Annotated in this window: 23 protein-coding genes; 11 read left to right on the plus strand and 12 right to left on the minus strand. The window is 67.0% G+C overall.

Annotated features, from left to right (window positions below; translation table 11 throughout):
• Window position 1 precedes the first annotated feature (1 nt).
• Genes ACNSTU_RS11430 through ACNSTU_RS11440 form a run of 3 tightly spaced genes read right to left on the minus strand, consistent with a single transcriptional unit; the run spans window position 2 to window position 2,535 of the window.
• Entirely contained in the window at window positions 2-1,231 is a 1,230-nt protein-coding gene (locus tag ACNSTU_RS11430; RefSeq protein ID WP_418212384.1) for a DsbA family protein, read from the minus strand.
• 18 nt (window positions 1,232-1,249) lie between these two features.
• Window positions 1,250-2,185, minus strand: coding sequence for a PA2778 family cysteine peptidase (locus ACNSTU_RS11435; RefSeq protein ID WP_418212385.1), 936 nt, complete (start codon window positions 2,183-2,185; stop codon window positions 1,250-1,252).
• Complete coding sequence (locus ACNSTU_RS11440; protein ID WP_290632932.1) at window positions 2,182-2,535, minus strand: PA2779 family protein; 354 nt, start codon at window positions 2,533-2,535, stop codon at window positions 2,182-2,184. Before ACNSTU_RS11440 ends, ACNSTU_RS11435 begins: the two co-directional genes overlap by 4 nt.
• 224 nt (window positions 2,536-2,759) lie before the next feature.
• Here ACNSTU_RS11440 and ACNSTU_RS11445 point away from each other — a divergent pair, with 224 nt between their 5' ends.
• Window positions 2,760-3,455 carry a bactofilin family protein gene (locus ACNSTU_RS11445; RefSeq protein WP_290632934.1) on the plus strand — a complete coding sequence of 232 codons (696 nt, stop codon included), beginning with the start codon at window positions 2,760-2,762 and terminating at the stop codon, window positions 3,453-3,455.
• A gap of 154 nt (window positions 3,456-3,609) precedes the next feature.
• The gene (locus ACNSTU_RS11450; RefSeq protein WP_290632936.1) at window positions 3,610-4,188 is read left to right on the plus strand and encodes a hypothetical protein; all 579 of its coding nucleotides are present in this window, start codon (window positions 3,610-3,612) and stop codon (window positions 4,186-4,188) included.
• Between the two features lie 10 nt (window positions 4,189-4,198).
• On the opposite strand, the gene nudC is transcribed toward ACNSTU_RS11450, so the two are convergent.
• Window positions 4,199-5,044 carry an NAD(+) diphosphatase gene (gene nudC / locus ACNSTU_RS11455; protein WP_290636899.1) on the minus strand — a complete coding sequence of 282 codons (846 nt, stop codon included), beginning with the start codon at window positions 5,042-5,044 and terminating at the stop codon, window positions 4,199-4,201.
• A 65-nt stretch (window positions 5,045-5,109) separates the two neighbouring features.
• Window positions 5,110-5,580 (minus strand): flavodoxin family protein, encoded by a 471-nt coding sequence (locus ACNSTU_RS11460; protein WP_290632940.1) that lies wholly within the window; start codon window positions 5,578-5,580, stop codon window positions 5,110-5,112.
• A 101-nt stretch (window positions 5,581-5,681) separates the two neighbouring features.
• Here ACNSTU_RS11460 and ACNSTU_RS11465 point away from each other — a divergent pair, with 101 nt between their 5' ends.
• A complete protein-coding gene (locus ACNSTU_RS11465; RefSeq protein WP_290636900.1) occupies window positions 5,682-6,578 on the plus strand; it encodes a DMT family transporter in 897 nt (298 codons plus the stop codon).
• Here the strand turns inward: ACNSTU_RS11465 and ACNSTU_RS11470 are convergent, their stop codons facing one another.
• The 4 genes from ACNSTU_RS11470 to ACNSTU_RS11485 all read right to left on the minus strand — a co-directional run bounded on the left by ACNSTU_RS11470 (window position 6,579) and on the right by ACNSTU_RS11485 (window position 11,495).
• Window positions 6,579-7,247 carry a type 1 glutamine amidotransferase domain-containing protein gene (locus ACNSTU_RS11470; protein WP_290632944.1) on the minus strand — a complete coding sequence of 223 codons (669 nt, stop codon included), beginning with the start codon at window positions 7,245-7,247 and terminating at the stop codon, window positions 6,579-6,581. It lies immediately after the preceding gene.
• Between the two features lie 123 nt (window positions 7,248-7,370).
• A complete protein-coding gene (gene pckA / locus ACNSTU_RS11475; RefSeq protein WP_290632946.1) occupies window positions 7,371-8,987 on the minus strand; it encodes a phosphoenolpyruvate carboxykinase (ATP) in 1,617 nt (538 codons plus the stop codon).
• Between the two features lie 94 nt (window positions 8,988-9,081).
• Complete coding sequence (locus tag ACNSTU_RS11480; protein ID WP_290632948.1) at window positions 9,082-10,227, minus strand: glycosyltransferase; 1,146 nt, start codon at window positions 10,225-10,227, stop codon at window positions 9,082-9,084.
• 86 nt (window positions 10,228-10,313) lie between these two features.
• Window positions 10,314-11,495, minus strand: coding sequence for a M24 family metallopeptidase (locus tag ACNSTU_RS11485; RefSeq protein ID WP_290632950.1), 1,182 nt, complete (start codon window positions 11,493-11,495; stop codon window positions 10,314-10,316).
• Between the two features lie 125 nt (window positions 11,496-11,620).
• On the opposite strand from ACNSTU_RS11485, the gene ACNSTU_RS11490 reads away from it, so the two are divergent.
• Window positions 11,621-12,088 carry a hypothetical protein gene (locus tag ACNSTU_RS11490; protein ID WP_290632952.1) on the plus strand — a complete coding sequence of 156 codons (468 nt, stop codon included), beginning with the start codon at window positions 11,621-11,623 and terminating at the stop codon, window positions 12,086-12,088.
• A gap of 52 nt (window positions 12,089-12,140) precedes the next feature.
• Here the strand turns inward: ACNSTU_RS11490 and ACNSTU_RS11495 are convergent, their stop codons facing one another.
• Window positions 12,141-12,536 carry a DoxX family protein gene (locus ACNSTU_RS11495; RefSeq protein ID WP_290632954.1) on the minus strand — a complete coding sequence of 132 codons (396 nt, stop codon included), beginning with the start codon at window positions 12,534-12,536 and terminating at the stop codon, window positions 12,141-12,143.
• A gap of 213 nt (window positions 12,537-12,749) precedes the next feature.
• Between ACNSTU_RS11495 and ACNSTU_RS11500 the strand changes: the two genes are divergently transcribed.
• Complete coding sequence (locus tag ACNSTU_RS11500; RefSeq protein WP_290632956.1) at window positions 12,750-13,214, plus strand: GlcG/HbpS family heme-binding protein; 465 nt, start codon at window positions 12,750-12,752, stop codon at window positions 13,212-13,214.
• 53 nt (window positions 13,215-13,267) lie between these two features.
• Here ACNSTU_RS11500 and asd read toward each other — a convergent pair whose 3' ends face one another.
• The gene (gene asd, locus ACNSTU_RS11505) at window positions 13,268-14,200 is read right to left on the minus strand and encodes an archaetidylserine decarboxylase (RefSeq protein WP_290632958.1); all 933 of its coding nucleotides are present in this window, start codon (window positions 14,198-14,200) and stop codon (window positions 13,268-13,270) included.
• Window positions 14,187-14,837, minus strand: coding sequence for an SCO family protein (locus tag ACNSTU_RS11510; protein WP_290632960.1), 651 nt, complete (start codon window positions 14,835-14,837; stop codon window positions 14,187-14,189). The genes asd and ACNSTU_RS11510 overlap by 14 nt, the downstream gene beginning before the upstream one ends.
• Window positions 14,838-14,986: 149 nt before the next feature.
• Here ACNSTU_RS11510 and prmB point away from each other — a divergent pair, with 149 nt between their 5' ends.
• From prmB to leuB, 6 genes are all read left to right on the plus strand, one after another.
• On the plus strand, window positions 14,987-15,934 hold the full coding sequence (gene prmB, locus ACNSTU_RS11515) for a 50S ribosomal protein L3 N(5)-glutamine methyltransferase (RefSeq protein ID WP_290632962.1): 948 nt from the start codon (window positions 14,987-14,989) through the stop codon (window positions 15,932-15,934).
• Window positions 15,935-15,944: 10 nt separating this feature from the next.
• Complete coding sequence (gene aroC, locus ACNSTU_RS11520; protein WP_290632964.1) at window positions 15,945-17,057, plus strand: chorismate synthase; 1,113 nt, start codon at window positions 15,945-15,947, stop codon at window positions 17,055-17,057.
• Between the two features lie 3 nt (window positions 17,058-17,060).
• Window positions 17,061-18,242: an MFS transporter gene (locus ACNSTU_RS11525; protein WP_290632966.1), complete on the plus strand. Its 1,182-nt coding sequence runs from the start codon at window positions 17,061-17,063 to the stop codon at window positions 18,240-18,242.
• An 88-nt stretch (window positions 18,243-18,330) separates the two neighbouring features.
• Window positions 18,331-19,734: a 3-isopropylmalate dehydratase large subunit gene (gene leuC / locus ACNSTU_RS11530; RefSeq protein WP_290632968.1), complete on the plus strand. Its 1,404-nt coding sequence runs from the start codon at window positions 18,331-18,333 to the stop codon at window positions 19,732-19,734.
• Window position 19,735: 1 nt separating this feature from the next.
• Window positions 19,736-20,377: a 3-isopropylmalate dehydratase small subunit gene (gene leuD / locus ACNSTU_RS11535; protein WP_290632970.1), complete on the plus strand. Its 642-nt coding sequence runs from the start codon at window positions 19,736-19,738 to the stop codon at window positions 20,375-20,377.
• Between the two features lie 26 nt (window positions 20,378-20,403).
• Window positions 20,404-21,483 (plus strand): 3-isopropylmalate dehydrogenase, encoded by a 1,080-nt coding sequence (gene leuB / locus ACNSTU_RS11540; RefSeq protein ID WP_290632972.1) that lies wholly within the window; start codon window positions 20,404-20,406, stop codon window positions 21,481-21,483.
• Window positions 21,484-21,522: the final 39 nt, after the last annotated feature.

Here is a 21,522-nt window from a genome sequence, read left to right on the forward strand (position 1 = left end):
CTCAACGGTCATCGGCGCCGCCGTCCACGGCCGGGACCCAGCCGTCCAGGGCCCGGGCGACCATGTCGAGCCGGTCCTGCCCCCAGAAGACCAGCCGTCCGTCCACCACCAGCGTTGGCGCGCCGCAGGCGCCCAGGGCCTCGGCCTGTTGGGTGTTGGTCTTGATCAGTGCCTTGGTCTCCTCGGCGGTGGCGCGGGCGAAGAGGTCCTCGGGATCCATCCCCGCCTCGCGGACGATGGCCGCCACCGTCTCCTGCTCGCTGAGGTTGCGGTTGTCCGCCCAGGCCGCGCGGTACAGCGGCTGGATCAGATCCGGCGCCACGGCGGAGACCCGGAGCGCAAGCACGGTGTTGAGCGGGAAATGACTGGTGAACCGGAAGGGCACGTCCCAGTGCGTTGCCCACCGCTGCATGTCCCGCAGTCCCCACGCCTGACGGTTCTCGCTCATGGCACGGATGGGCATCATGGGCGTGCCGATGGACTTGAACAGCGCACCCAGGAGCATGGGCCGCCAGACGAGTTCGGCATCGTGCTCCTGCGCCAGGCGAGCCACCTGGGTGCAGGCCAGGTAGGAAAACGGGCTGGAGAAGTCGTGGAAGACCTCCAGCCGCCGCCGGTGGCCGTCCGGCTGCCGGGGCGCGGTCGCCGCCGAACCGCCCATCGCCCGGGCGACGAAGTCCAGCCGGTCAGCCCCCCACCAGAGCTGTTCACCGAACGCTACCGTCGGCACGCCGAACACGCCGCGTGACAGCGCCTCGTCGGTGTTGGCGGCGAGCGCGGAGGCGCTGGCGTCGGCGTCGATCAGCGCCGACGCCAGGCCGTGCTCTTCGGCGATACGGCGCAGGAGGCCGGTGTCGTCCAGGGCCTTGCCGCGCTCCCAGGCCGCGTTGAACAGAGCGTGCATGACGCCGGACCGCTGTGTCGGCGACGTGCCGGCCAGCAGGCGCTGGGCGGCTTCGCTTTCCCGCACCGGCCGGTGCAGATCGCCCCGCAGGCGGAGCCCGGCCAGCTCCGCCTGGCGCAGGACGTCGTGATCGTGACGATGGCGTTTGTTCTCTGCCCAGTCGGCTTCCGGCTGCAGGGGCAGCCCCTGGGCTTCGTAGAGGTGCGCCAGCGAGACGGGGCGAAGCACCAGGTCGTGTCCGGTCTCCCGCGCCAGTGACTCCACCCGGGAGGCAGCCAGGTGCGCCTGTGGGCAGATGACGTCGAAGAACCATTCCAGTTGTGCCATGGGGGACTCCTGCAGTCGCTAACGCCGGACCAGCGCTTCCAGCGCTCCAAAGTACTGGGATTGGCCCGTTTCGGCCAGAGCTGCGGCGCGGCGAGCATGGTGCAGTGCTTCCTCACGCTGCTCCAGGCGCAGCAGTGACCACGCCAGGTTGTGATGCGCCGCCGGCGACTCCGGCGCCCGGGTGATCGCGTCCCGGTAGTGTGCGGCGGCGGTGTCGAAGCGTTCGGCGCCGTAGGCAATATTGCCAAGGCCCACATGGGGCACGGGGTGGTCGGGCCAGCGCTCGGTTGCAGCCGCATAGGCTTCCCTGGCGGCTTCGGGGTTGCGACCTTCCAGGGCCGTAACGGCGCGCAGATAAGTGCCTTCATCGGCGGTGGCGGGCATCGCCCCGGGTGCATGAACGGTCATGGCCCAGTAGTCACCCCGTCGCCAGGTGGCCTCGAAACGGTCAAACGAGATGACCTCGCGCTCTGTGGTGCCGGAGCGCAGGATCACGGTCTGGTCTACGCGGTCGAAGCCGATCACCACGGCGTAATGCCAGATTGGAAATCGGTCCAGCCCGAGGTTCTGCAGGACCAGCACCGGGTTGCCGGCATCCACTTCGTGCAGCAGGTCCGCGAAGGTATGTTCGCCCGCATGCCCCACGAGCCCGTAGAGGCGGGTGGCAGCAACCAGTTCCGGCTGCAGGGTGCCGCGGCGCTCCGGGAGGTATACCTGTGGTTTGAGGGTGTCCGGGTTCACATCCACCCCGGCGACGTTCATCACCGTCGCCAGCGCGGCGGGGCCGCACTGATAGGCGTCCTGGGGGTGGAACGGCACGTGGGTGAGTTCCCGCTCGTGGGCGGTATCGCCCGGGTCGCCGTCCAGTTCGGCGTGCTGCGGCGACGGGCTGCCGGCACAGCCGGCCAGCACGATCAGGGCGCCCGTCAGCAGCAGCAGCCGAACCGCGTTCATCGCAGAATCAGCAGGAGCAGAATGATCACCAGAAGAATGGTGACGGTGCCGCTGCCGGCCGGCAGATTGTCGATTTGGGCATTCATCTCGGCCGCTTCGGCATCGGACAGGTTCGCCGCCCGCTCCATGGCATCCGCCGGGTCAACGCCGCGCGCAATCAGTTGCTCCTGCACATCATCGCGCTCGATCATGGACTGCAGTCGTTCCTGCTCGCTCGGCGCGTCGGCGCTGATCATCGTCTCGGTGCCGACGATGCCGGCGCTGGCCGTCTGGGCGAACAGGCCGCTTAGCGCGAGCATGAGAATCAGGGGCAGGGCGCAGAGGCGGCGGTAATGTCTGAGGCTTTCCATGATGGGCTCCCGTGTCTGGGTTCTGATTGATGTGCTGGCGGTTAGATGCAAGCACACTTTGCCGGTGGGGTGAACCCGTTGCCACGCGCGGGCTATACGGAGAACGGGAGTGTCGCTGTCAGGATACAGTTACCTGCGGTCAGCCGGGAGCGTAGGATAGCGCGCACGCTGGCGAAAATACGGCCGGCTCAAACGTAATGCGACCGACTTCTGGAGGGGATGGCATGGCCATGTTTGATATTGGTAAGCGCGGGGCTGGCACCGAACGCGAGGCCGCAGCGGAACCGGAATTCGAGCCCAAGCGCGCCCAGGAACCCGCGCGGGAAGGCGCTGCGGCTGGTGGCGGAGTGCGTCGGCGGGAGGCTGCCGTGGTCGGGCCGTCGATCCATATCGACGGGACGCTGAAGGGCGAAGAAGACCTCATGATCGAGGGGCATGTCACCGGTAACGTCCAGTTGCAGGATCACTCGCTTACCATCGGCCCCAACGGCCGGGTGGAGGCAGACCTGTTTGCGAACGTGGTCAACGTGGAAGGCGTCGTCGAAGGGGATCTCTACGGCTCGGAGCGAGTGGTGATTCGGAGCTCCGCCCGCGTGAAGGGGAACATCACCGCGCCACGCGTGAGTCTGGACGACGGCGCGTGGTTCAAGGGCGCCATCGAAATGGATCCGGCGGCCGTGGAGGCGGCGCTGGGGACCAAGCCGCGCGGTGCAGCTGCGAGTGGTGGTGCATCCCCTGCTGCATCGAAAGACAGTACATCGTCCGCCACCAGCGGCTCGGACAAGTCGGAGTCCGCCAAGGCGGATAACGGCGGCAAGAGCGGCACCAGCGGATCGAGTCAGGTCGAGAGCGGCAAGCAGACGGGTGGCGAGCAGGCGGCAAAGGCGTCGGGTGCGCGTGGCGCCGGTAGTAGCAGCTAGACTTCCCTGAACGACGTATTATTGGTTGCTGTGGGCCGCACGGCATGCGCGGGGCGGGCATCTCTGCGTCTGTCACGCGTTGCCGTGCCCGGCCCCGGTTTTTGACAGGCTTGATTCCATGGCTGACGTCCGGAGAGCCGGGCCGACCACTTCTGTGGCTTCTGATCCCCCGTTCGCGGCACCGCTGTTCCAGGAGTGGATGGGCGCCGCGGAGGCGGGCGAGCGTGTCATCGTGCTGGATATCGGTCCGCCGCGCTCGGCCAACGTCGCGTTCTTCTCATCGTTCCGCTGCAGGCTGGGTATCGGTGATGCGCTGACGGACCTCGTCGCCATCAACGGCGTTGATGGTCGCGGGGAGGCCATGGAGCGGCTTCAGGCGATACTGCCGGAACGGCTGTTTGGCGGCACCGATCTCATACTCTGCTGGGATCTGCTCGATTATCTTGATGCCAACGCGATCCGGTATCTGGCGTCGCATCTGCGGGCACTGGTGAGTCCCGGGGCGGCGCTGCACGCGATCGTTGGCTACGGCGTGTCCAGCATTCCGTCGTCACCCGTCGGGTACCGGCTGGAGAACGAGGGCTTCCGGCGGTCCGCGGCGCCGACAGATGACCCGGGGCGCAAACCGCCGCGGCACAGCAGTGGTGAGCTGCAGCGGCTGATGCCCGACTGGCGCGTGGAGCGCTCGGTGCTGCTGCGCAGCGGCTTTCAGGAGTACATGCTGCGCAGCTGATCGCGGGTTGTTACCGGTGCTCCTCCACGAACCAGCGGATCAGGTGGCCGGCAATGGACATCTCGCCGGGTACATCGGGCAGGTTGTCCGGGTCGAACCAGTCCGCATGAGTGATTTCGTCGTCGTCGATGCAGATCTCGCCGCCGGCCCAGTCGGCGATGTAGGCCACCATCAGTGAATGGGGAAACGGCCAGGACTGGGAGGCGAAATAGCGGATGTTCGTCACGTCCAGGCCCACCTCCTCACGCACCTCGCGGCGGACACACGCCTCCAGCGTCTCCCCGGGCTCCGTGAACCCCGCGAGGACGCTGTAGAAGCCGTCCGGGTAGCGTGGCGCATGGGCAAGCAGCAGCTGCCGGCCGCGACGCACCAGCACCATCATGGCCGGGGTGAGGCGGGGAAACTGGGTGAATTCGCAGTTCGGGCAGATCCGTGCCCGCTGGGTGGTGGCCCGTTCCGTCGGTGTGCCGCAGCGGCCGCAATAGCGGTGCTTGCGGTCCCACTCCAGAACCTGGAACGCGCGCCCGGCCAGCAGAAACAGGTCGGCATCCATGCGGTGATGGAGCACGAACAGGCCGCGGGCGATCCATGTGGTGTCCGGCAGCCCGCCCTTCAGGTCGGCGGCATAGCAGGGAATGCCGTCGAGACGCCCGAGGAAGTGGGCCGCTTCCGGGGCCGCGCTATCGGGGCGTGGGTCCTGGCGCTGGAACAGCGGTCGTACCCGGCGTTCGTCGATGCGCTCCAGCACCAGGTTGCTGTCCTGGAAGACGAACCACCACGCCGGTTCCTCGCCGATCATCGGGGGCTCGACGCCGGATTCGAATGGCAGTTGCAGCTCGAAAGCGGGAATTTCCACGGGCGTCCCTCTGTTGTCCGGGGGGGAGAGCAACGGTAACACGGTCGTTGCGCCCGCGGGTGGCGTCAGAGAATGCCGGCATCCAGGCTGGCGGCCATGTAGAGGCCCAGCTCCTCGCAGTCGGTAACGAACTGCTCGTGGAAGTCACCGCGGCAGATCAACGGGTCCTGGGCGGGTTGCCAGCGCAGGCCCGTGGTGATGCTCTCCACCGCCCGGCGGGTGCCGGTGCCGTCCCGGCCGGCGCGCACGTAGAGCGCGTAAGGCAGCCCCTGGGTTTCCTCCAGGCATGGGTAGTAGATGCGGTCGAAGAAGTCCTTGAGCGCGCCGCTCATGTAACCCAGGTTCTCGGTGGTGCCGAGAATGATGGCGTGGGCACCGAGTACGTCGTCGGGGCCTGCCTCAAGGGGCGGGACATGCCGGCTGTCCACGCTCTCCACGTCCGGGTGTCGGGCGCCGCGGAGCACGGCGTCCACCAGTTTGCGTGTGTTCGGTGAGGGCGCATGCGCCACGATTAGAAGCTGTCTACGGTCACTCATGGGTCTGCCGCCATTGTGCTGTGTGTCGCTCCCCGTCAAGGTAACGGGGAACGGGGCCGGATTGCACGGTCATTTCATCACGGCGGCAAAGGGAGGTGCGCTTGGCTGACGAGACCCGCGCCACGCTGCTGGCGCTCGGTGCCGTCCTGTTGTGGTCCACGGTGGCCAGCGCGTTCAAGCTCTCGCTGGAGTACATGGCGCCGATTCAGCTGCTGGCGTGGGCGACCCTTGTGTCGCTTGTCACGCTCGGGGTGCTGATGGTCGCGAGCGGCCAGCTGCCGGACCTGCTTCAGTCGGCCCGGGCGGACTGGGGCCGTTCGGTGCTGCTGGGCGTGTGCAATCCGTTTCTCTATTACGTGGTGCTGTTCGAGGCGTATGACCGCCTGCCTGCTCAGGAGGCGCAGCCGCTCAACTACACCTGGGCGTTCACGCTGGCGCTGCTGTCCATCCCCCTGCTGCGGCAGCGGTTGCAGCGCTGGGACGTGATCGGAGGTTTGATCGCCTACGCCGGCGTCTGGGTCATTGCCACCCGTGGTGATGTGTTCGGCATGGACTTCGCCAATCCCGTGGGCGTCATGCTGGCGCTTGGCAGCACGGTGCTCTGGGCGCTCTACTGGATTGGTTCGGCGCGCGACCGGCGGCCGCCGCTGGTGGCGTTGTTCAGCAATTTTGCCGTGGCCGCGCCGGTCGTGGTGGTTGCGTGCTGGTTGACCACCGGCATGGCGCTGGACCAGTGGCAGGGGCTTTGGGGGGCGGCCTATGTCGGTGTTTTCGAGATGGGGCTTGCGTTCGCGCTCTGGCTTGGCGCCATGCGGCTCACGCGCAGCGTGGCGCGCATCGGCAACCTGATCTTCCTGTCGCCGTTCCTGTCGCTGGTATTCATCCGCATACTGGTGGGCGAGGCGATCATGCTCTCGACCCTGGCGGGACTGACCCTGATCGTGACCGGGCTGGTGCTGCAGCAGACGCTGCGGCGGCCGTCCGTGGCCGCCGATTGATCAGCTGTTCAGTGCTTCCAGAGTGAGTTTCGCCGTCAGGGCACTGGAGGGCGGGTTCTGGCCGGTGACCAGTTTGCCGTCCCGCAGGGCGTGCTCCTGGAAGGCGGGTCTGGGGTCCACGTCGGCTCCCAGCTCGCGGATCCGGGTCTCCAGCAGGAACGGCACGTCCTGATCCAGCTCGACGGCTCGCTCTTCCTCGTCAGTGAATACCGCCACCCGGCGCCCGGCAACCAGCGGTTTGCCGTCCTTGCCGGTGACGCCGACCAAGCCGGCCGGGCCGTGGCAGACGGCGGCAATGACCTTGTCGTCCGCGGCGAAGGCGTCCAGCAGTGCGATCAGGTCGGTGTTGTCCGGCAGGTCGAACATGGTGCCGTGGCCACCCGGCAGGAAGACGGCGTCGTAGTCCGCCGCGCTGATGTCGCACAGCGGCCGGGTGCTGGCGAGCTCCGCCGAGGCGTCCTGCCATGCGCGCTGCTGTTCATCGTCCGGGGCGCTGCGCGGGTCGATCGGGCACTGGCCGCCCTTCGGGCTGGCAACGGTGACCCTTGCACCGGCCTCGATGAAGGCCTGGTACGGGACGGCAAACTCTTCAAGCCAGAGCCCGGTGGTCTTGCCCGACGGCATGGTGTCGGCACTGGTGACGATCATGAGAATGCGAGGCTCGGCCATGAGGGGCCTCCTTCAGTTGCGCGTTTCCGAGTGTGTCTGAGGACGTGGGGGGATATGGAGCGGAATTCAACCGTTAGGGCGACCCCCGGCGCCCTGCAGCGGACGGCCGGGGGGCGCCGCGCCTCAGGCGGTGCCGGAACGGGTCTTGCCGCCGCTGTCGGGGATTCTCGGTGCGGCGTTCAGCAATTCCTCGCTGGCCTGATCGGCGTAGGCCTGGAAGTTCTCGTGGAACAGCCGTGCCAAGTGGGCCGCCATGTCCCGGTACGCGTCGGGATCGTCCCAGGTCTTCTCCGGGACCAGGACCTCTGACGGCACGCTGGGGCAGGACGTCGGCACGGCCATTCCGAACACCGGATCTTCCGCCGTGTCGGCTTCGGCGAGGGAGCCGTCATGGATCGCGTCGATGATGGCGCGGGTATGGGAGATGCTCATGCGCTGGCCCTGGCCGTAGGGGCCTCCCGTCCAGCCCGTGTTCACGAGCCAGACCGTCGCGCCGCTGTTGCGGATCCGCTCCGCCAGCAGATCGGCGTACTGGGTCGGATGCCAGACCAGGAACGGCGCGCCGAAGCAGGCGGAGAACGTCGCCTCCGGCTCGGTGACCCCCATCTCGGTCCCCGCAACCTTCGCGGTGTAGCCGCTGATGAAATGGTACATGGCCTGCGCCGGCGACAGCCGGCTCACGGGCGGCAGCACGCTGAAGGCGTCGCAGGTCAGGAAGATGATATTACTCGGCGTTCCGCCGACGCACGGGATCTTGGCGTTGTCGATGAACTCCACCGGGTAAGAGCACCGGGTATTCTCGGTGAGGGCGTTGTCATGGTAGTCCACCTGCCGGGAGACCGGGTCGTGGACCACGTTCTCCAGCACGGCCCCGAAACGGATGGCGTTGAAGATTTCCGGCTCCGCGCGCGGATCCAGGTCGATGACCTTGGCGTAGCAGCCGCCTTCGATGTTGGACACGCCGCTGTCGGACCAGCAGTGCTCGTCATCACCGATGAGGCGGCGGCGCGGGTCGGCGGAGAGCGTGGTCTTGCCCGTGCCGGACAGGCCGAAGAAGACGGACACGTCGCCCTCATGGCCCTCGTTCGCCGAGCAATGCATGGAGAGCACGCCCTGGCGCGGCATGATGTAGTTCATGATGGTGAACACGCCCTTTTTCATCTCGCCGGCGTACTCTGTGCCGAGGATGACCATTTCGCCGGCCTGCAGGCACAGGCTGACGCTAGTGTCGGAGGAGACACCCTCAATGCGGGTGTCCGCGTCGGCGCGGCCGGCGTTGTAGATGACATAATCCGGATCGCCGAAGTCGGCCAGTTCATCACGTGTCGGCCGGATCAGCATGTTGTGCATGAACAGGGCGTGGTAGGCGCGTTCGCAGATGACCCGGATCTTTACCCGGTACTCCGGGTCCCAGCCCGCGTAACCATCCACCACGTAGAGGCGGTCATGCTGCGACAGATGTTCGCGCGCCTGGGTGCGCAGGCGGCCGAAGCTCTCATCCTCGAGCCCGATGTTCACCTTGCCCCACCACACATCGTCCATGATTTCCGGGTTCTCCACGACCCGTTTGTCTCCGGGGCTGCGGCCGGTCTTGGCGCCGGACTGGGCGATCAGTGCGCCCGTGGCGGAGATGGCGCTGCCGGGCTCGTGCGCCAGCGCCTCCTCGTAGAGCCGTGCCGGGGCGGCGTTGCGTAATACGGTCTCGACTGAGATCCCGTGCTGCTCAAGGCTGAAAGTCACGTCAGTGTCCTCCTGAATGATTCAAAATCTCCTGTCGACGCCGGGTGCGAACCATAACCCTTGAGTGTGCCACCACCCCGGGGCAATGTCGCCGTCAGCCTGCCGGCGTCGTCGTTGTCTCGTCGCGCAGCGCCATGACCCGCAGGTAGGCGCTGGCGCTCGCCATGTCCCGATAGCCGGCAACCGCTTCGCGCAGCGTGTCGCCGGGCAGCGGCGCGCGCAGGGAGGTATCCATGGCCGCCGCCATGGCCTCGGCGTCGCCAACCGGCACCAGCGGGCCGTAGCGGCCGCCATCCAGGATCTCTCTGGGGCCGCTCGGGCAGTCGGTGGAGACGCTCGGGCACCCCAGTGCCAGCGCTTCCGTCAGCGCATTCGGCGACCCTTCCCAGGCGGAACTCAGCGTGAACAGATCCGCCTGCCGCAGCCAGGGATAGGGGTTGTCCTGAAACCCGGGCATGCTGATGCGGTCCGCGAGCCCGAGCTGCTGCGCCTGCTCCTCCAGCGCGTCCCGGTCCGGGCCTTCGCCCAGTATGATCAGGCGCGCGTGACGACTGGCCTGCAGCGTCGCGAACGCCCGCAGCAGGGTCGGGAAGTCCTTCTGTTTCGTGAGGCGTCCCATGGCCAGTATGACCGGTTCTTCACGTTCCGTGGACAGCCACGGGTGATCCACTGTCTCCTGCGCCAGATCCTCGATGGTGTCGGTCAGCACCGGGTTGCGAACCACGTGGATGCGCTCGCGGGCGACGCCGCTCGTCTCATGAACATCGGTGGCGACGCCGTCGGAGACAGCGATGAGGCCGTCTGCCCAGGGGTACAGGCGCCGGATCGGCGCGTAGCGCGCCCAGCGCTTCAGTGCCGGTGCCCCGGCGAGAGAGGCCGACAGGGTGTTGCCGAGCCGGACGTACACACGGGTGTCGACGCCGGCCAGCCGGCGGGCCAGCAGGGCGGCGCGGCCGGCGCGGTCCTTTGCGGCAAGCAGGGCGCGCGGGCGCTCGCGGCGCAGATACTTCACCAAAGCCGGAACGGAAGTGCTCGCGTGTCTCGTGCCCAGCGGCACGTGGCGGACGGAGTCCGGTACGGCGCGAAAATGGCCGCCTTCGGTCTTGAGGGTGAGCAGGTCCGTCGGGCAGCCGAGTTCCGGAAAACGGCGAAGCAGGTTGAGGACCATGCGCTCAACGCCACCGTCACCGGAAAAGGAAATCAGCACCGCCAGCTCCGGACGTTGGGCCCGCGTGCTCATTCGTTATGCGTTCCCTGGCTGCGATCAGGGGCGAATCATACACGAATGGGGCCGAAAAGCTGAACGTGGCCGAGCTTGCCCGCCTCTCAGTCGAGACTCCACGTGTTGGTCGTGAGCGGCTCCGCCGGTCCGTCAGCCGTCACCCGCACGGTCTCGCTCATGCCGATGCCCCAGCGGCCGGGCAGGCGCAGGCACAGGGGCAGGTGGAACACCATGTTCTCCCGGAACAGCGCATCCTTGCCGCGGGCGATGAATCCGGATCCTTCCACCCAGGACGGCGGGAAACCGGCGCCGACGGTGTAGCCGTAGACCCCGGAGAAGAACGCCTGGTCCGCGATCGGCGCGAGTGCCCGGTCGGCGGCCGCGGCGGCGTCGTCGAAGGTGTAGCCGGGCCGCATGCCGTCCACCAGCGCCTCGTAGAGGGCCCGGCAGTGGTCATGGATACGTGCCATGTCGCCGTCGGCCCGCCCGTCGCAGATCCGGGTCCGCATCATCGGCGCGGTGTAGCGGCGCACGCAGGCGCCGAATTCCATAAACACGGGGTCCCCCGCGTCGATGCGGCACCCGTTGTGGTTGGTGTGAATAACGCTGCTGCGCACGCCCGTGGTGACAATGGGCTGCATGCTCATGAACTCGCTGCCCGCCGCAAGCATGGCCTGCGCCCCGGCGGCGGCGACGGCGCTGTCGCTGGCGCCGGGACCGATGGCCGCCTCGGCGGCGTCCAGCCCAGTGGCGGTGATGCGGGCGCTGGCCCGGAGGAGCGTGAGCTCCGCTGCGCTCTTGACCCGGCGAATCGGCGGCAGCAGGTCGGCGGCGTCGTGGAATCGGCTGCCCGGCAGCGCCGCGCGCAGGCCATCCAGCAGACCGGGACGGAGTCCGGGCTGCCAGGGGTCGTAACCGATATCGCCGCTGCCCTGCAGCAGGTCGATCAGATCGGGCAGGGGGCCGCCCGCGTCTTCCCATCGGTAGCCCATGAGATCGCTGACACGCGTGCACACCACCGCCGGGCCGGTCTCGATGGATGGCACCTGAAGCGCCGCGTAGCCGCGGCCGAGAACCAGGCAGGCGTGCACCGAAACCTCGAAGGTGCTGTAGCCGGTGAGGTAGTGGATATCCGCGGGTGCAGTGACGAGCAGGGCGTCGAGGCCGCGCCGGGCCATGGCCTCCCGGACTTTCGCCTCACGCCGGTCCAGTTCATCCGCGGTAAAGGGGAGCTCGCTGCCGGCAAGGGCTGCATGCAGGGCATGGCGGTAGGCGGTGTAATCCATGGCGCCTCCCTGGAGGGGGGTACGTGTCTTCGACTCGAGGATACCGGTGCGGCTTCCATGGCGGAAGATGCCGCGCGGAGTGTGGCAGAATGCTCGCCGGATCACGGTAGGGACATGAAACAGACATGAGCGAACACAATGAGACGACACCTCCGCCGCAGCCGGATCGCCGTCTGCCCTTGCTGCACGCCCTGCTGGCGGGTGTGGCCATCGCGCTGCTCCATGCGCCGTTTCTGGAAGTCGGCGACGGCCAGCTTCTCACGTTGATGGACATCAGCGGGGCCTGGGGCATGGCGACCCTGGTGATTCTCGGCGTGCTGGCGCTGGCCGCAGTGCTCATGATCGCGGCGGATCGCGTGGGCTGGGGCAATGTGCTGGTGGTGGACATGATGATCGTGCTGGGGTTGATTCCCCTGGTGCTCGGAATCGTGCTCAACTGGGAGGCGCCGGCCGCTGGTGTTGCCGGCTTTGCGTGGGGGTTCTGGGCCGCGATCGTGCTGTTGATCGCCCGTTTCCCCCTGAGTATCTGGATCCGCAGTCATGCCGCCAAAGCGCAGGCCCAGGCCCGGGCCGGGGGCAGCGGTGATAGGTAAGATGCACACGTCATGGCAGGGCCGCGGTACCCCGCCATGACGATACTGGTGCTCAGGAGCGGTTCATGCCGATCCGGCCCGGGCCGGTGAACAGCAGCACCACGGCGGTGAACAGGAAGAATGCCTGCAGCTCAATGGCCCAGCCCCCGTGCTGGCTCAGCATGAAGATCTCGTGGGAATGGGCAAGGAAGATGGCGAATAGCATGTTGATGACGATCAACAGGGCGCCGATACCGCAGAACCAGCCGGCAATGATCATCAGCGGCGCGACCACTTCGCCGATGTAGACCCCGAAAGCCAGGAACTCGGGGAGGCCGGCGCCCGCCAGCATGCCCTGGATGCCACCGACGCCGCCAATCAGCTTGGCGATGCCATGGGGCAGCATGAGCAGCCCGAGCGTCAGGCGAAGCAGCAGTTTGCCCACATCGTCGTTGTGCAGAAAAGTCATGCGTACGCGTCCTTGTTCTGAATTGGTGGATACAGCGTGATGGAGCACTGGACTCCGGCACGTCGCCAGTGTCCATGAAGCCGCGGGGCCTGTCGACCGGCGACGCTGGTGTTTCCCGGCAGGATCTGGTGCCATAGGCGCTTGTGGCGACCGGGGCGGTGCGCCAGCCCGACTATTCCCCTCATTAACATTGCAATCCCGAGGAGCAAGACGATGCCAGCAGACGTTTTCAAGATGACTGTCACCCTGCCGCTGGAGAAGGCGCGGGCAATCATCGCCGGTAGTCTCGCGGAAGGCCGCCGCCGAGGCCTGCAGCCCCTGACCGTAGTGGCTCTGGATGCCGGAGGACACATCGTTTCCCTGGACCGCGAGGACGGATCCGGCAATATGCGCGTGGAGGTCGCTCGTGGCAAGGCGGGTGCGGCGCTCGGTATCGGAATTGGCAGCGGCGTCGTGGGTGAGCGCAACCAGGGGCGGGACGCGTTTCTCGCCAGCGTGGCCACGGCGTCCGGAGGCGAGTTCGTGCCGGTTCCCGGTGGCGTGCTGGTGCTTGACGAGGGCAGCCGGATTATCGGCGCCGTGGGTGTCAGCGGTGACGCCTCGCCCGAGGATCAGGCCTGTGCGGTTGCGGGTATCGAGAGCGCCGGTTACAGCGCCGGGCTGGATGCCGCCGGCTGAGGCAGTGCCGGTAGGGCGGATACGGCGCCGGGCCGTGTCCGTCGCCTGCGATGTCAGCGGGAGTGGGTCTCCCAGGCCATTGCCTGGCGGACCCGGAGCGGTGCGTCGGCCGTCAGTGCCGCGTCCCAGCGCACGGTGTCCTGTGGGAAAAGCACGATGACCGTGGACCCCATGTTGAAGCGGCCCATCTCCGCGCCCCGTTCCAGGCGTGGAGGTTGCTCGTCGTAGCGCCAGCTGCGTACGCGCCGGCCCCTTGGCGGGGTGACTTCCCCCGCCCACACGGTTTCGATGCTCGCCACGTTGATGGCGCCCACCAGCACCATGGCCATTGGCCCCACCGCGGTGTCGAACAGGCAGGCGACACGCTCGTTGCGTGCAAACAGGGCCGGAACGCTTCTCACCGTGTGGCGGCCGACGCTGAACAACCGTCCCGGTACGTGCACCATTTCCCGCAGTGAGCCAGTGATTGGCATGTGGACGCGGTGGTAATCCCGTGGCGACAGGTAGATGGTGGCGAAACTGCCGTGCCGGAACGGCGCCGCGCGGTCCGGTACGCCACCGAGGAGGTCGGTCAGGGAGTAATGCTGTCCCTTGGCCTGGATCAGGCTGTCGTCATCAATACGGCCCATGGCGCTCAGGGCGCCGTCGGCCGGTGCGCATACCGCATGGTCTTCCGCCGGCATGGGCCGCGCGTCGGGCTTCAGCGGGCGCGTGAAGAAGCTGTTGAAATCGGGGAATGCGCCCGCGTCCGGCGTCATTGCTTCGCTCATGTCCACGCCGAAATGGCGGATGAACAGCCGCGTCAGCGGCTTGCGGAACCAGGCCGCCCGCACGCGCGTCAGCCGGTGGATCAGGCGCGACACGGCGTGGTGGGGCAGCGGGTAGAGGGGCAGGGACTTCAGCCGGTCGGCCAACGATGGCCGGCCCTCGAGGTGGCGCTCCGGAGCCGGCCCGGAGCGCCCGTTGCCCGTTTCAGGATGAGCCATGGAAGTCGACGATGGTCTTGAGGTCTTCGACGATCTCCGGCGCCCGGTGGGGCGAGCCGAACATGGCCTGGAACCGACCATCGGGGTTAACCAGCAGGACCGACGCGCCGTGGTCCACCGCGTAGTCCGTGCCGCCTTCTTCGTCGTGCCTGATGTGGGCTATACCCATGTCGCGCGCGAGCACGTCAATGTCGTCAAGCGCTCCGGTGACGCCCCGGAAATCGTCGCGGAAATTGGTGACGTAGGCCTCCAGGCGCTCCGGCGTGTCGCGCGCCGGGTCAACCGTCACGAACACCGTGCGCACGTTGTCTCCCCTGCCTTCGTCCTCGAGCATTGCGTGGACCCGACTTAGCTCGGCCAGCGTCATGGGGCAGATGTCCGGGCAGTGGGTGAAGCCGAAGAACAGCAGCGTCCATTGGCCCTGAAGATCGGCATTGTCGAACGGCTCGCCGGAGTGGTCCACCAGCCGGAAATCGGTGATCTCGCGGCTGTTCTCGAGATAGGTCGCGCTCAGGTCATCATTCGCCAGCGTCGCCGGGTTGATCAGGGTGGTGGCGGCATACATCCCTCCCGCCAAGGCAACCCCTGCGGCGGCGATGGCCGCGAGCGTGAAAGCAGTTGTGCGGAGTCTGTTCATGGCGCGGAATTCTGTCATAGCCTCGGATGGAAGGGAACGGCTGTCAGTGATTGGATGCGCGTGGGCAGCAATCAGTTCAATCCGGAGGCAAGGCCAGGAGCGGATCAGTTATGATTGCGGGCTCGACGGTATTGCAATGGAGCCCGCCCATGCTCGATCTCGACGAACCGCTCAGCTACCTGCGGACGCTGCGTGATTACGTGCGCTGGTCCGCCAGCCGTTTCCGCGAGGCGGGGCTGGTGTTCGGGCACGGGACCGACAACGCCCTGGACGAGGCGGCGGCCCTGGTGCTGCACAGCGTGCATCTCCCGCCGGTAATCGACGATGACCTCTGGCAGGCGCGGGTGACGCCCAGTGAGGGCCGGGCGATTCTCGAGCGCGCCAAGCGCCGGATCGACGAGCGTCTGCCGCTGCCTTATCTGACCCGCGAGGCCTGGTTCGCCGGGCTGCCGTTTTACGTGGACAATCGCGTGCTGGTGCCGCGCTCGCCTATCGCCGAGCTGATCGAGACCGGCTTCGCGCCGTGGCTGGACCCGGACCGGGTTGAGCGTGTGCTGGATATGGGCACCGGCAGCGGTTGCATTGCCATCGCCTGCGCGCTGGCCTTCGACCACGCCGTGGTCGATGCGTCGGATGTCTCGGAGGAGGCCCTGGAGGTCGCCCGTATCAACGTGCAGCGTCATCAGCTCCAGGACTGGGTGCGTCTGCACCGGGCCGATGCCTTCGATGGGCTGCCCCGTGGTGAATGCTACGAGCTGATCGTCGCCAACCCGCCGTATGTGGACGCCGGCGACATGGCCCAACTGCCCCCGGAGTATCGGCATGAGCCCCGCCTGGGGCTGGCGGCCGGCGACGATGGCCTGGATGTGGTACGGCGGATTCTGGCGGAAGCGCACCACTGGCTGGCGGAGGACGGCCTGCTCGTGGTGGAAGTGGGCAACAGCGCCGAGGCGGTCGAGGCGCTCTGGCCGCAGGCGCCAGTGGTCTGGATCGAGTTCGAACGCGGCGGACACGGTGTCTTCGCCATGACCGCGCAGGACCTGCGTGCCTGTGAAGGCCTGTTCGGGGCGCCTGCCCCTCACCAGCACAACCAGTAACGGATGCGCCATGTCTGGTAATACCTTCGGAAAGATCTTTCAGCTCACGACCTTCGGTGAGAGCCACGGCCCCGCACTGGGCGCCGTGGTGGACGGCTGCCCCCCGGGGCTGGCCCTGACCGAAGCCGACCTTCAGCGCGACCTGGATCGCCGCCGGCCCGGCACCTCCCGCTATACCACCCAGCGCAGGGAGCCGGACCAGGTCCGTATCCTCTCGGGTGTCTTCGAGGGGCGCACCACGGGGACGCCCATCGGCCTGCTGATCGAGAACACCGACCAGAAATCCAAGGACTACTCCGAGATCGCGGCCACCTTCCGGCCCGGCCATGCCGATTACACCTACGCCCAGAAGTACGGTGTTCGTGACTACCGCGGTGGCGGCCGTTCCTCGGCCCGTGAGACGGCCATGCGCGTGGCCGCCGGTGGTATCGCCAAGAAGTGGCTGGTGGAGCGGTTCGGTGTGCGCATCCGTGGCTACCTCTCCCAGCTCGGGCCCATCGAGCTGGGGCTGAAGGACTGGGGGGCGGTGGACCAGAACCCGTTCTTCTGCGGCGACCCGGGCCGGGTCGAGGAGCTGGAGCATTACATGGTCCGCCTGCGCAAGGATCTGGATTCGGTCGGTGCCCGGGTCACGGTGGTGGCCGAAGGCTGTCCGCCCGGCTGGGGTGAGCCCGTGTTCGATCGCCTGGATGCCGATCTTGCCCACGGGTTGATGAGCATCAACGCCGTCAAGGGCGTGGAGATCGGTGCCGGTTTCGCGTCCGTGTCCCAGCGCGGCACCGAGCACCGGGACGAGATTACCCCGGATGGCTTTCTCGCCAACAATGCCGGCGGGGTGCTCGGGGGGATTTCCACCGGGCAGGATCTGGTGGCGTCCATCGCCCTGAAGCCCACGTCCAGCATCGTCACGCCGGGCCGTTCCATCAATACCGAGGGCCAGCCGGTGGAGGTGGTGACCAAGGGACGTCATGACCCCTGCGTGGGCATTCGTGCCACGCCGATTGCCGAAGCGATGATGGCGCTGGTGCTCATGGACCATGCGCTGCGCCACCGGGCCCAGAACGCCGACGTCAAGCCGCCATTGGCTCCGGTGCCCGCGGAACCCGGCCGGCGCGGCGACTGACCGGTGGCGGCACCGGATCTGCCCTACTGGCGGCTGTCCGCCTTCTATCTGTTCTTTTTTGCGGTGCTGGGTGGCCTGGCTCCCTACTGGGGGCCCTACCTGGCCGCGGAGGGGTTTTCCGCGGCGCAGATCGGTCAGCTCATCGCGATCCTGCACGCCACCAAGATCGTGGCACCCAACATCTGGGGCATGATCGCCGACCGCACGGGGCGCCGCATGGCGGTGGTCCGCCTTGGCGCGCTGGCGGCGATGCTGACGTTCACCGGTGTACTGCTGGGCAGCACGTTCTGGTGGATTGCGCTGGTGATGGCGCTGTTCAGCTTCTTCTGGAACGCGGCCCTGCCGCAGTTCGAAGCCAACACCATGAACCACCTGGGGCGGGCGGATCACCGCTACAGCCGGATCCGGCTCTGGGGCTCGGTGGGGTTCATCATTTCCGTGGTCGGCTTCGGCGAGCTCATCGACCGCCTCGGCGTGCAGATCCTGCCCTGGCTGCTGCTGGTGATGTTCGCCGGGCTTTGGGTCGCGAGCCAGGTCGCGCCGGAAGCCAGGCAGCCGGCTCGGCGCTACAACAGCGACCCGATCCTCAGCGTGCTGCTGCGGCCCGATGTCATCGGCTTTTTTCTCGCCTGTTTTCTGCTCAAGGCGAGCCACGGGCCGTACTACGCATTCTTCAGTATTCACCTGGAGGAGGCGGGGTATAGCAGCAGCATGATCGGCATTCTCTGGGCCGTCGGTGTGGTGGCGGAAATCGTCCTGTTCCTGGTCATGCACCGGCTGTTGCCGCGCTTCGGAGCCCGTCTGCTCATGACCGTGGCCATGCTGCTGTCAGCGTTGCGCTGGGCACTGATCGCGCTCGCGCCGCAGCTGCTGCCCGTACTGTTGTTCGCCCAGGGGCTGCACGCCGCGTCCTTCGGCGTCTACCACGCCGTGGGGATCGCGCTGGTCAATCGCTACTTCGTGGGCAGCAACCAGGGCCGGGGCCAGGCGTTGTACAGCAGCATCACCTTCGGTGCCGGAGTGGCCGTGGGCAGCCTGTTCAGTGGGCTGCTCTGGGATGTGGTGGGCGGCAGTGCAACATTCTACATGGGGGCGCTGGTTGCCATTCTCGCCGCCGTCATCGCCGCCGCCAGTCTGCCCGGAAAAGACCCGGTGCAACGGACGGCCGACGCCCGTTCCGGGTGACCGCGGATTCATCGGGCACCGGGAATCCGTTATAATCGCGGGTTTGAGACCGAATTGAACCGTGGTTCGACCACTGCCAGGTGATCCAATGACAGGCAAGACCCTTTACGAGAAGCTCTGGGACGATCACGTCGTTCGTGACAACGAAGACGGGACGTCGCTCATCTACATCGATCGCCAGCTTGTGCACGAGGTGACCTCGCCGCAGGCGTTCGAAGGGCTGCGTCTGGCCGGCCGGCAGCCGTGGCGGGTGGATGCCAACCTGGCCGTGACGGATCACAACGTCCCCACCACGGATCGCAGCCAGGGCATCGCCGATCCCGTCTCGCGCATCCAGGTGGAGACGCTGAACCGCAACTGCGAGACGTACGGGATCACCGAGTTCGGCATGAACGACCCCCGCCAGGGGATCGTGCACGTCATCGGCCCGGAGCAGGGTGCGACCCTGCCGGGCATGACCATTGTCTGCGGTGACTCCCATACCTCTACCCAGGGGGCCATGGGTGCCATGGCATTCGGCATTGGCACTTCCGAGGTGGAGCATGCGCTCGCCACCCAGACCCTCGTTCAGCAGAAGAGCAAGACCATGCTCATCAGCGTGGACGGCGAGCTGGGCCCTGGCGTCACCGCCAAGGACATCATCCTGCACATCATCGGCACCATCGGTACCGCCGGCGGCACCGGCTACGCCATCGAATACGGCGGCTCGGCCATCCGCAACCTGGGCATGGAAGGGCGGATGACCATCTGCAACATGTCCATCGAGGCGGGCGCGCGCTGCGGCATGATCGCCGTGGACGACACCACCATCGAATACATCGCCAACCGGCCGTTCGCGCCCACCGGCGAACTCTGGGACCAGGCCGTGGCGCACTGGCGCACCCTGCACAGCGATGCGGACGCCGCGTTCGACAAGGTCGTGCGTATCGACGCGGCCGCCATCGAGCCGCAGGTCTCCTGGGGGACGTCGCCGGAGATGGTTGTGCCGGTGAACGGCAGAGTGCCGAACCCGTTCAAGGAAGCGGACGAGGGCAAGCGTGCGGGGTACGCCCGGGCGCTGGAGTACATGGATCTCGAACCCGAAACGCCCATGACCGACATTCGCCTGGACAAGGTCTTCATCGGCTCCTGCACCAACGCGCGCATCTCCGATCTGCGTGCGGCCGCGGAGGTGCTCAAGGGGCGGCGCATTGCCGACAACATCAAGTTGGCCATGGTGGTTCCGGGCTCCGGTCTGGTAAAGAAACAGGCCGAAGACGAGGGCCTGGACCGGATCTTCAAGGATGCCGGTTTCGAGTGGCGCGAGGCGGGGTGTTCCATGTGTCTGGGAATGAACCCCGACCAGCTCGCGCCGGGCGAGCGCTGCGCGTCCACGTCCAACCGCAATTTCGAGGGCCGGCAGGGACAGGGTGGCCGCACCCACCTTGTTAGCCCGGCCATGGCCGCGGCGGCCGCTGTCGCCGGCCACTTCGTCGACGTGAGGAATTTCTGAGATGGAGCCGTTTTCCCAGCATACCGGGGTGGTCGCGCCACTGGAGCAGACCAACATCGACACCGACGCCATCATCCCCAAGCAGTTTCTGAAGTCCATTCACCGGACCGGTTTCGGCGACAACCTGTTCGACTCCTGGCGCTACCTGGACGAGGGTCAGCCCGGGCAGGACTGCAGCCAGCGGCCGGAGAACCCCGACTTCGTGCTCAACCAGGCGCCGTACCGTCAGGCGAGCATCCTGCTCACCGGGCGCAACTTCGGTTGCGGCTCGTCCCGGGAGCATGCGCCCTGGGCACTGAAGGACTTCGGCATCCGCACGCTGATCGCGCCCAGCTACGCCGACATCTTCTACAACAACTGCTTCAAGAACGGGATTCTGCCGGTGATCCTGCCGGAAGAGACCGTCGAGCGGCTGTTCCGTGAAGTGAAAGCCGAGCCTGGTTGCACCATGTCGGTGGACCTGCCGGCGCAGACGGTGACGACACCGTCCGGTGAGACGATCAACTTCGACGTGGACGGCTTTCGCAAGCACATGCTGGTGGAGGGGCTGGACGAGATCGGCCTCACGCTGCAGCACGAGGAGGCCATCCGCGCCTACGAGGAGCGCCGGCGCAAAGAGGCGCCCTGGCTGTTCCGCGCCTGACACAACCCGTTTGCATGAGAGGCGTCATGAGCCGAAAGATTCTTGTTCTACCCGGTGACGGCATCGGCCAGGAAATTGTTACGGAAGCCGTCAAGGTCCTGAATCGCCTGCGCGAGGACTTCGGCCTGGATGCGGAGCTTGAGCAGGGCCTGATCGGCGGCGCGGCCTACGATGCCCACGGCGAACCGCTGCCCGAGGTGACCCTGCAGCAGGCGCGCGAATCCGATGCCATCCTTCTCGGTGCCGTCGGCGGACCGCGCTACGACGCCCTGGAGCGTCATCTGCGACCCGAGCGCGGTCTGCTTGGCATCCGGGCGGCGCTGGAGCTGTTCGGCAACCTTCGCCCCGCCATCCTCTACCCGCAGCTGGCGGCGTCGTCGGCCCTGAAGCCGGATGTGGTGGCCGGGCTGGACATCATGATCGTGCGCGAACTCACCGGTGGTATCTACTTCGGCGAACCCCGGGGTGAGCGGGTCCTCGAGAACGGTGAACGCCAGGGGTTCAACACCCTCGTCTACCGGGAGTCGGAGATCGAGCGCATCGGCCGCCTGGCGTTCGACACGGCCCGCAAGCGTGGCGGTCGCCTCTGCTCGGTGGACAAGGCCAACGTGCTGGAGGTCTCGGAGCTCTGGCGTGAGGTCATGAACCGCCTGGCGGCGGATTATCCGGACGTGGAACTCTCCCACATGTATGTGGACAACGCGGCCATGCAGCTGGTGCGCGCGCCCAAGCAGTTCGACGTGATGGTCACCGGCAACCTGTTCGGCGACATCCTTTCGGACTGTGCCGCCATGCTTACCGGCTCCATCGGCATGTTGCCGTCGGCGTCGCTGGACAGCCGTGGCCGTGGCATGTACGAGCCCGTGCACGGCTCTGCGCCGGATATCGCCGGGCAGGACAAGGCGAATCCCCTGGCGACCATTCTCTCCGTTGCCATGCTGCTGCGTTATTCTCTCGGGGAGGGCGCGCTGGCGGGCCGTGTCGAGGCGGCGGTGGGGCGCGTCCTGGACGACGGGCTGCGCACGCCGGACATCCACGCCGAGGGCACCCGGCTCGTGGGAACGGCCGCCATGGGTGACGCGGTGGTGGCAAGACTGAACGATTGAGGGGGTCGCGAACGAGCGGCCCGACACCCGATTCAAGCG

Origin of the sequence: Aquisalimonas sp. APHAB1-3 (assembly GCF_048323695.1) — a bacterium.
Lineage (GTDB): Bacteria > Pseudomonadota > Gammaproteobacteria > Nitrococcales > Aquisalimonadaceae > Aquisalimonas.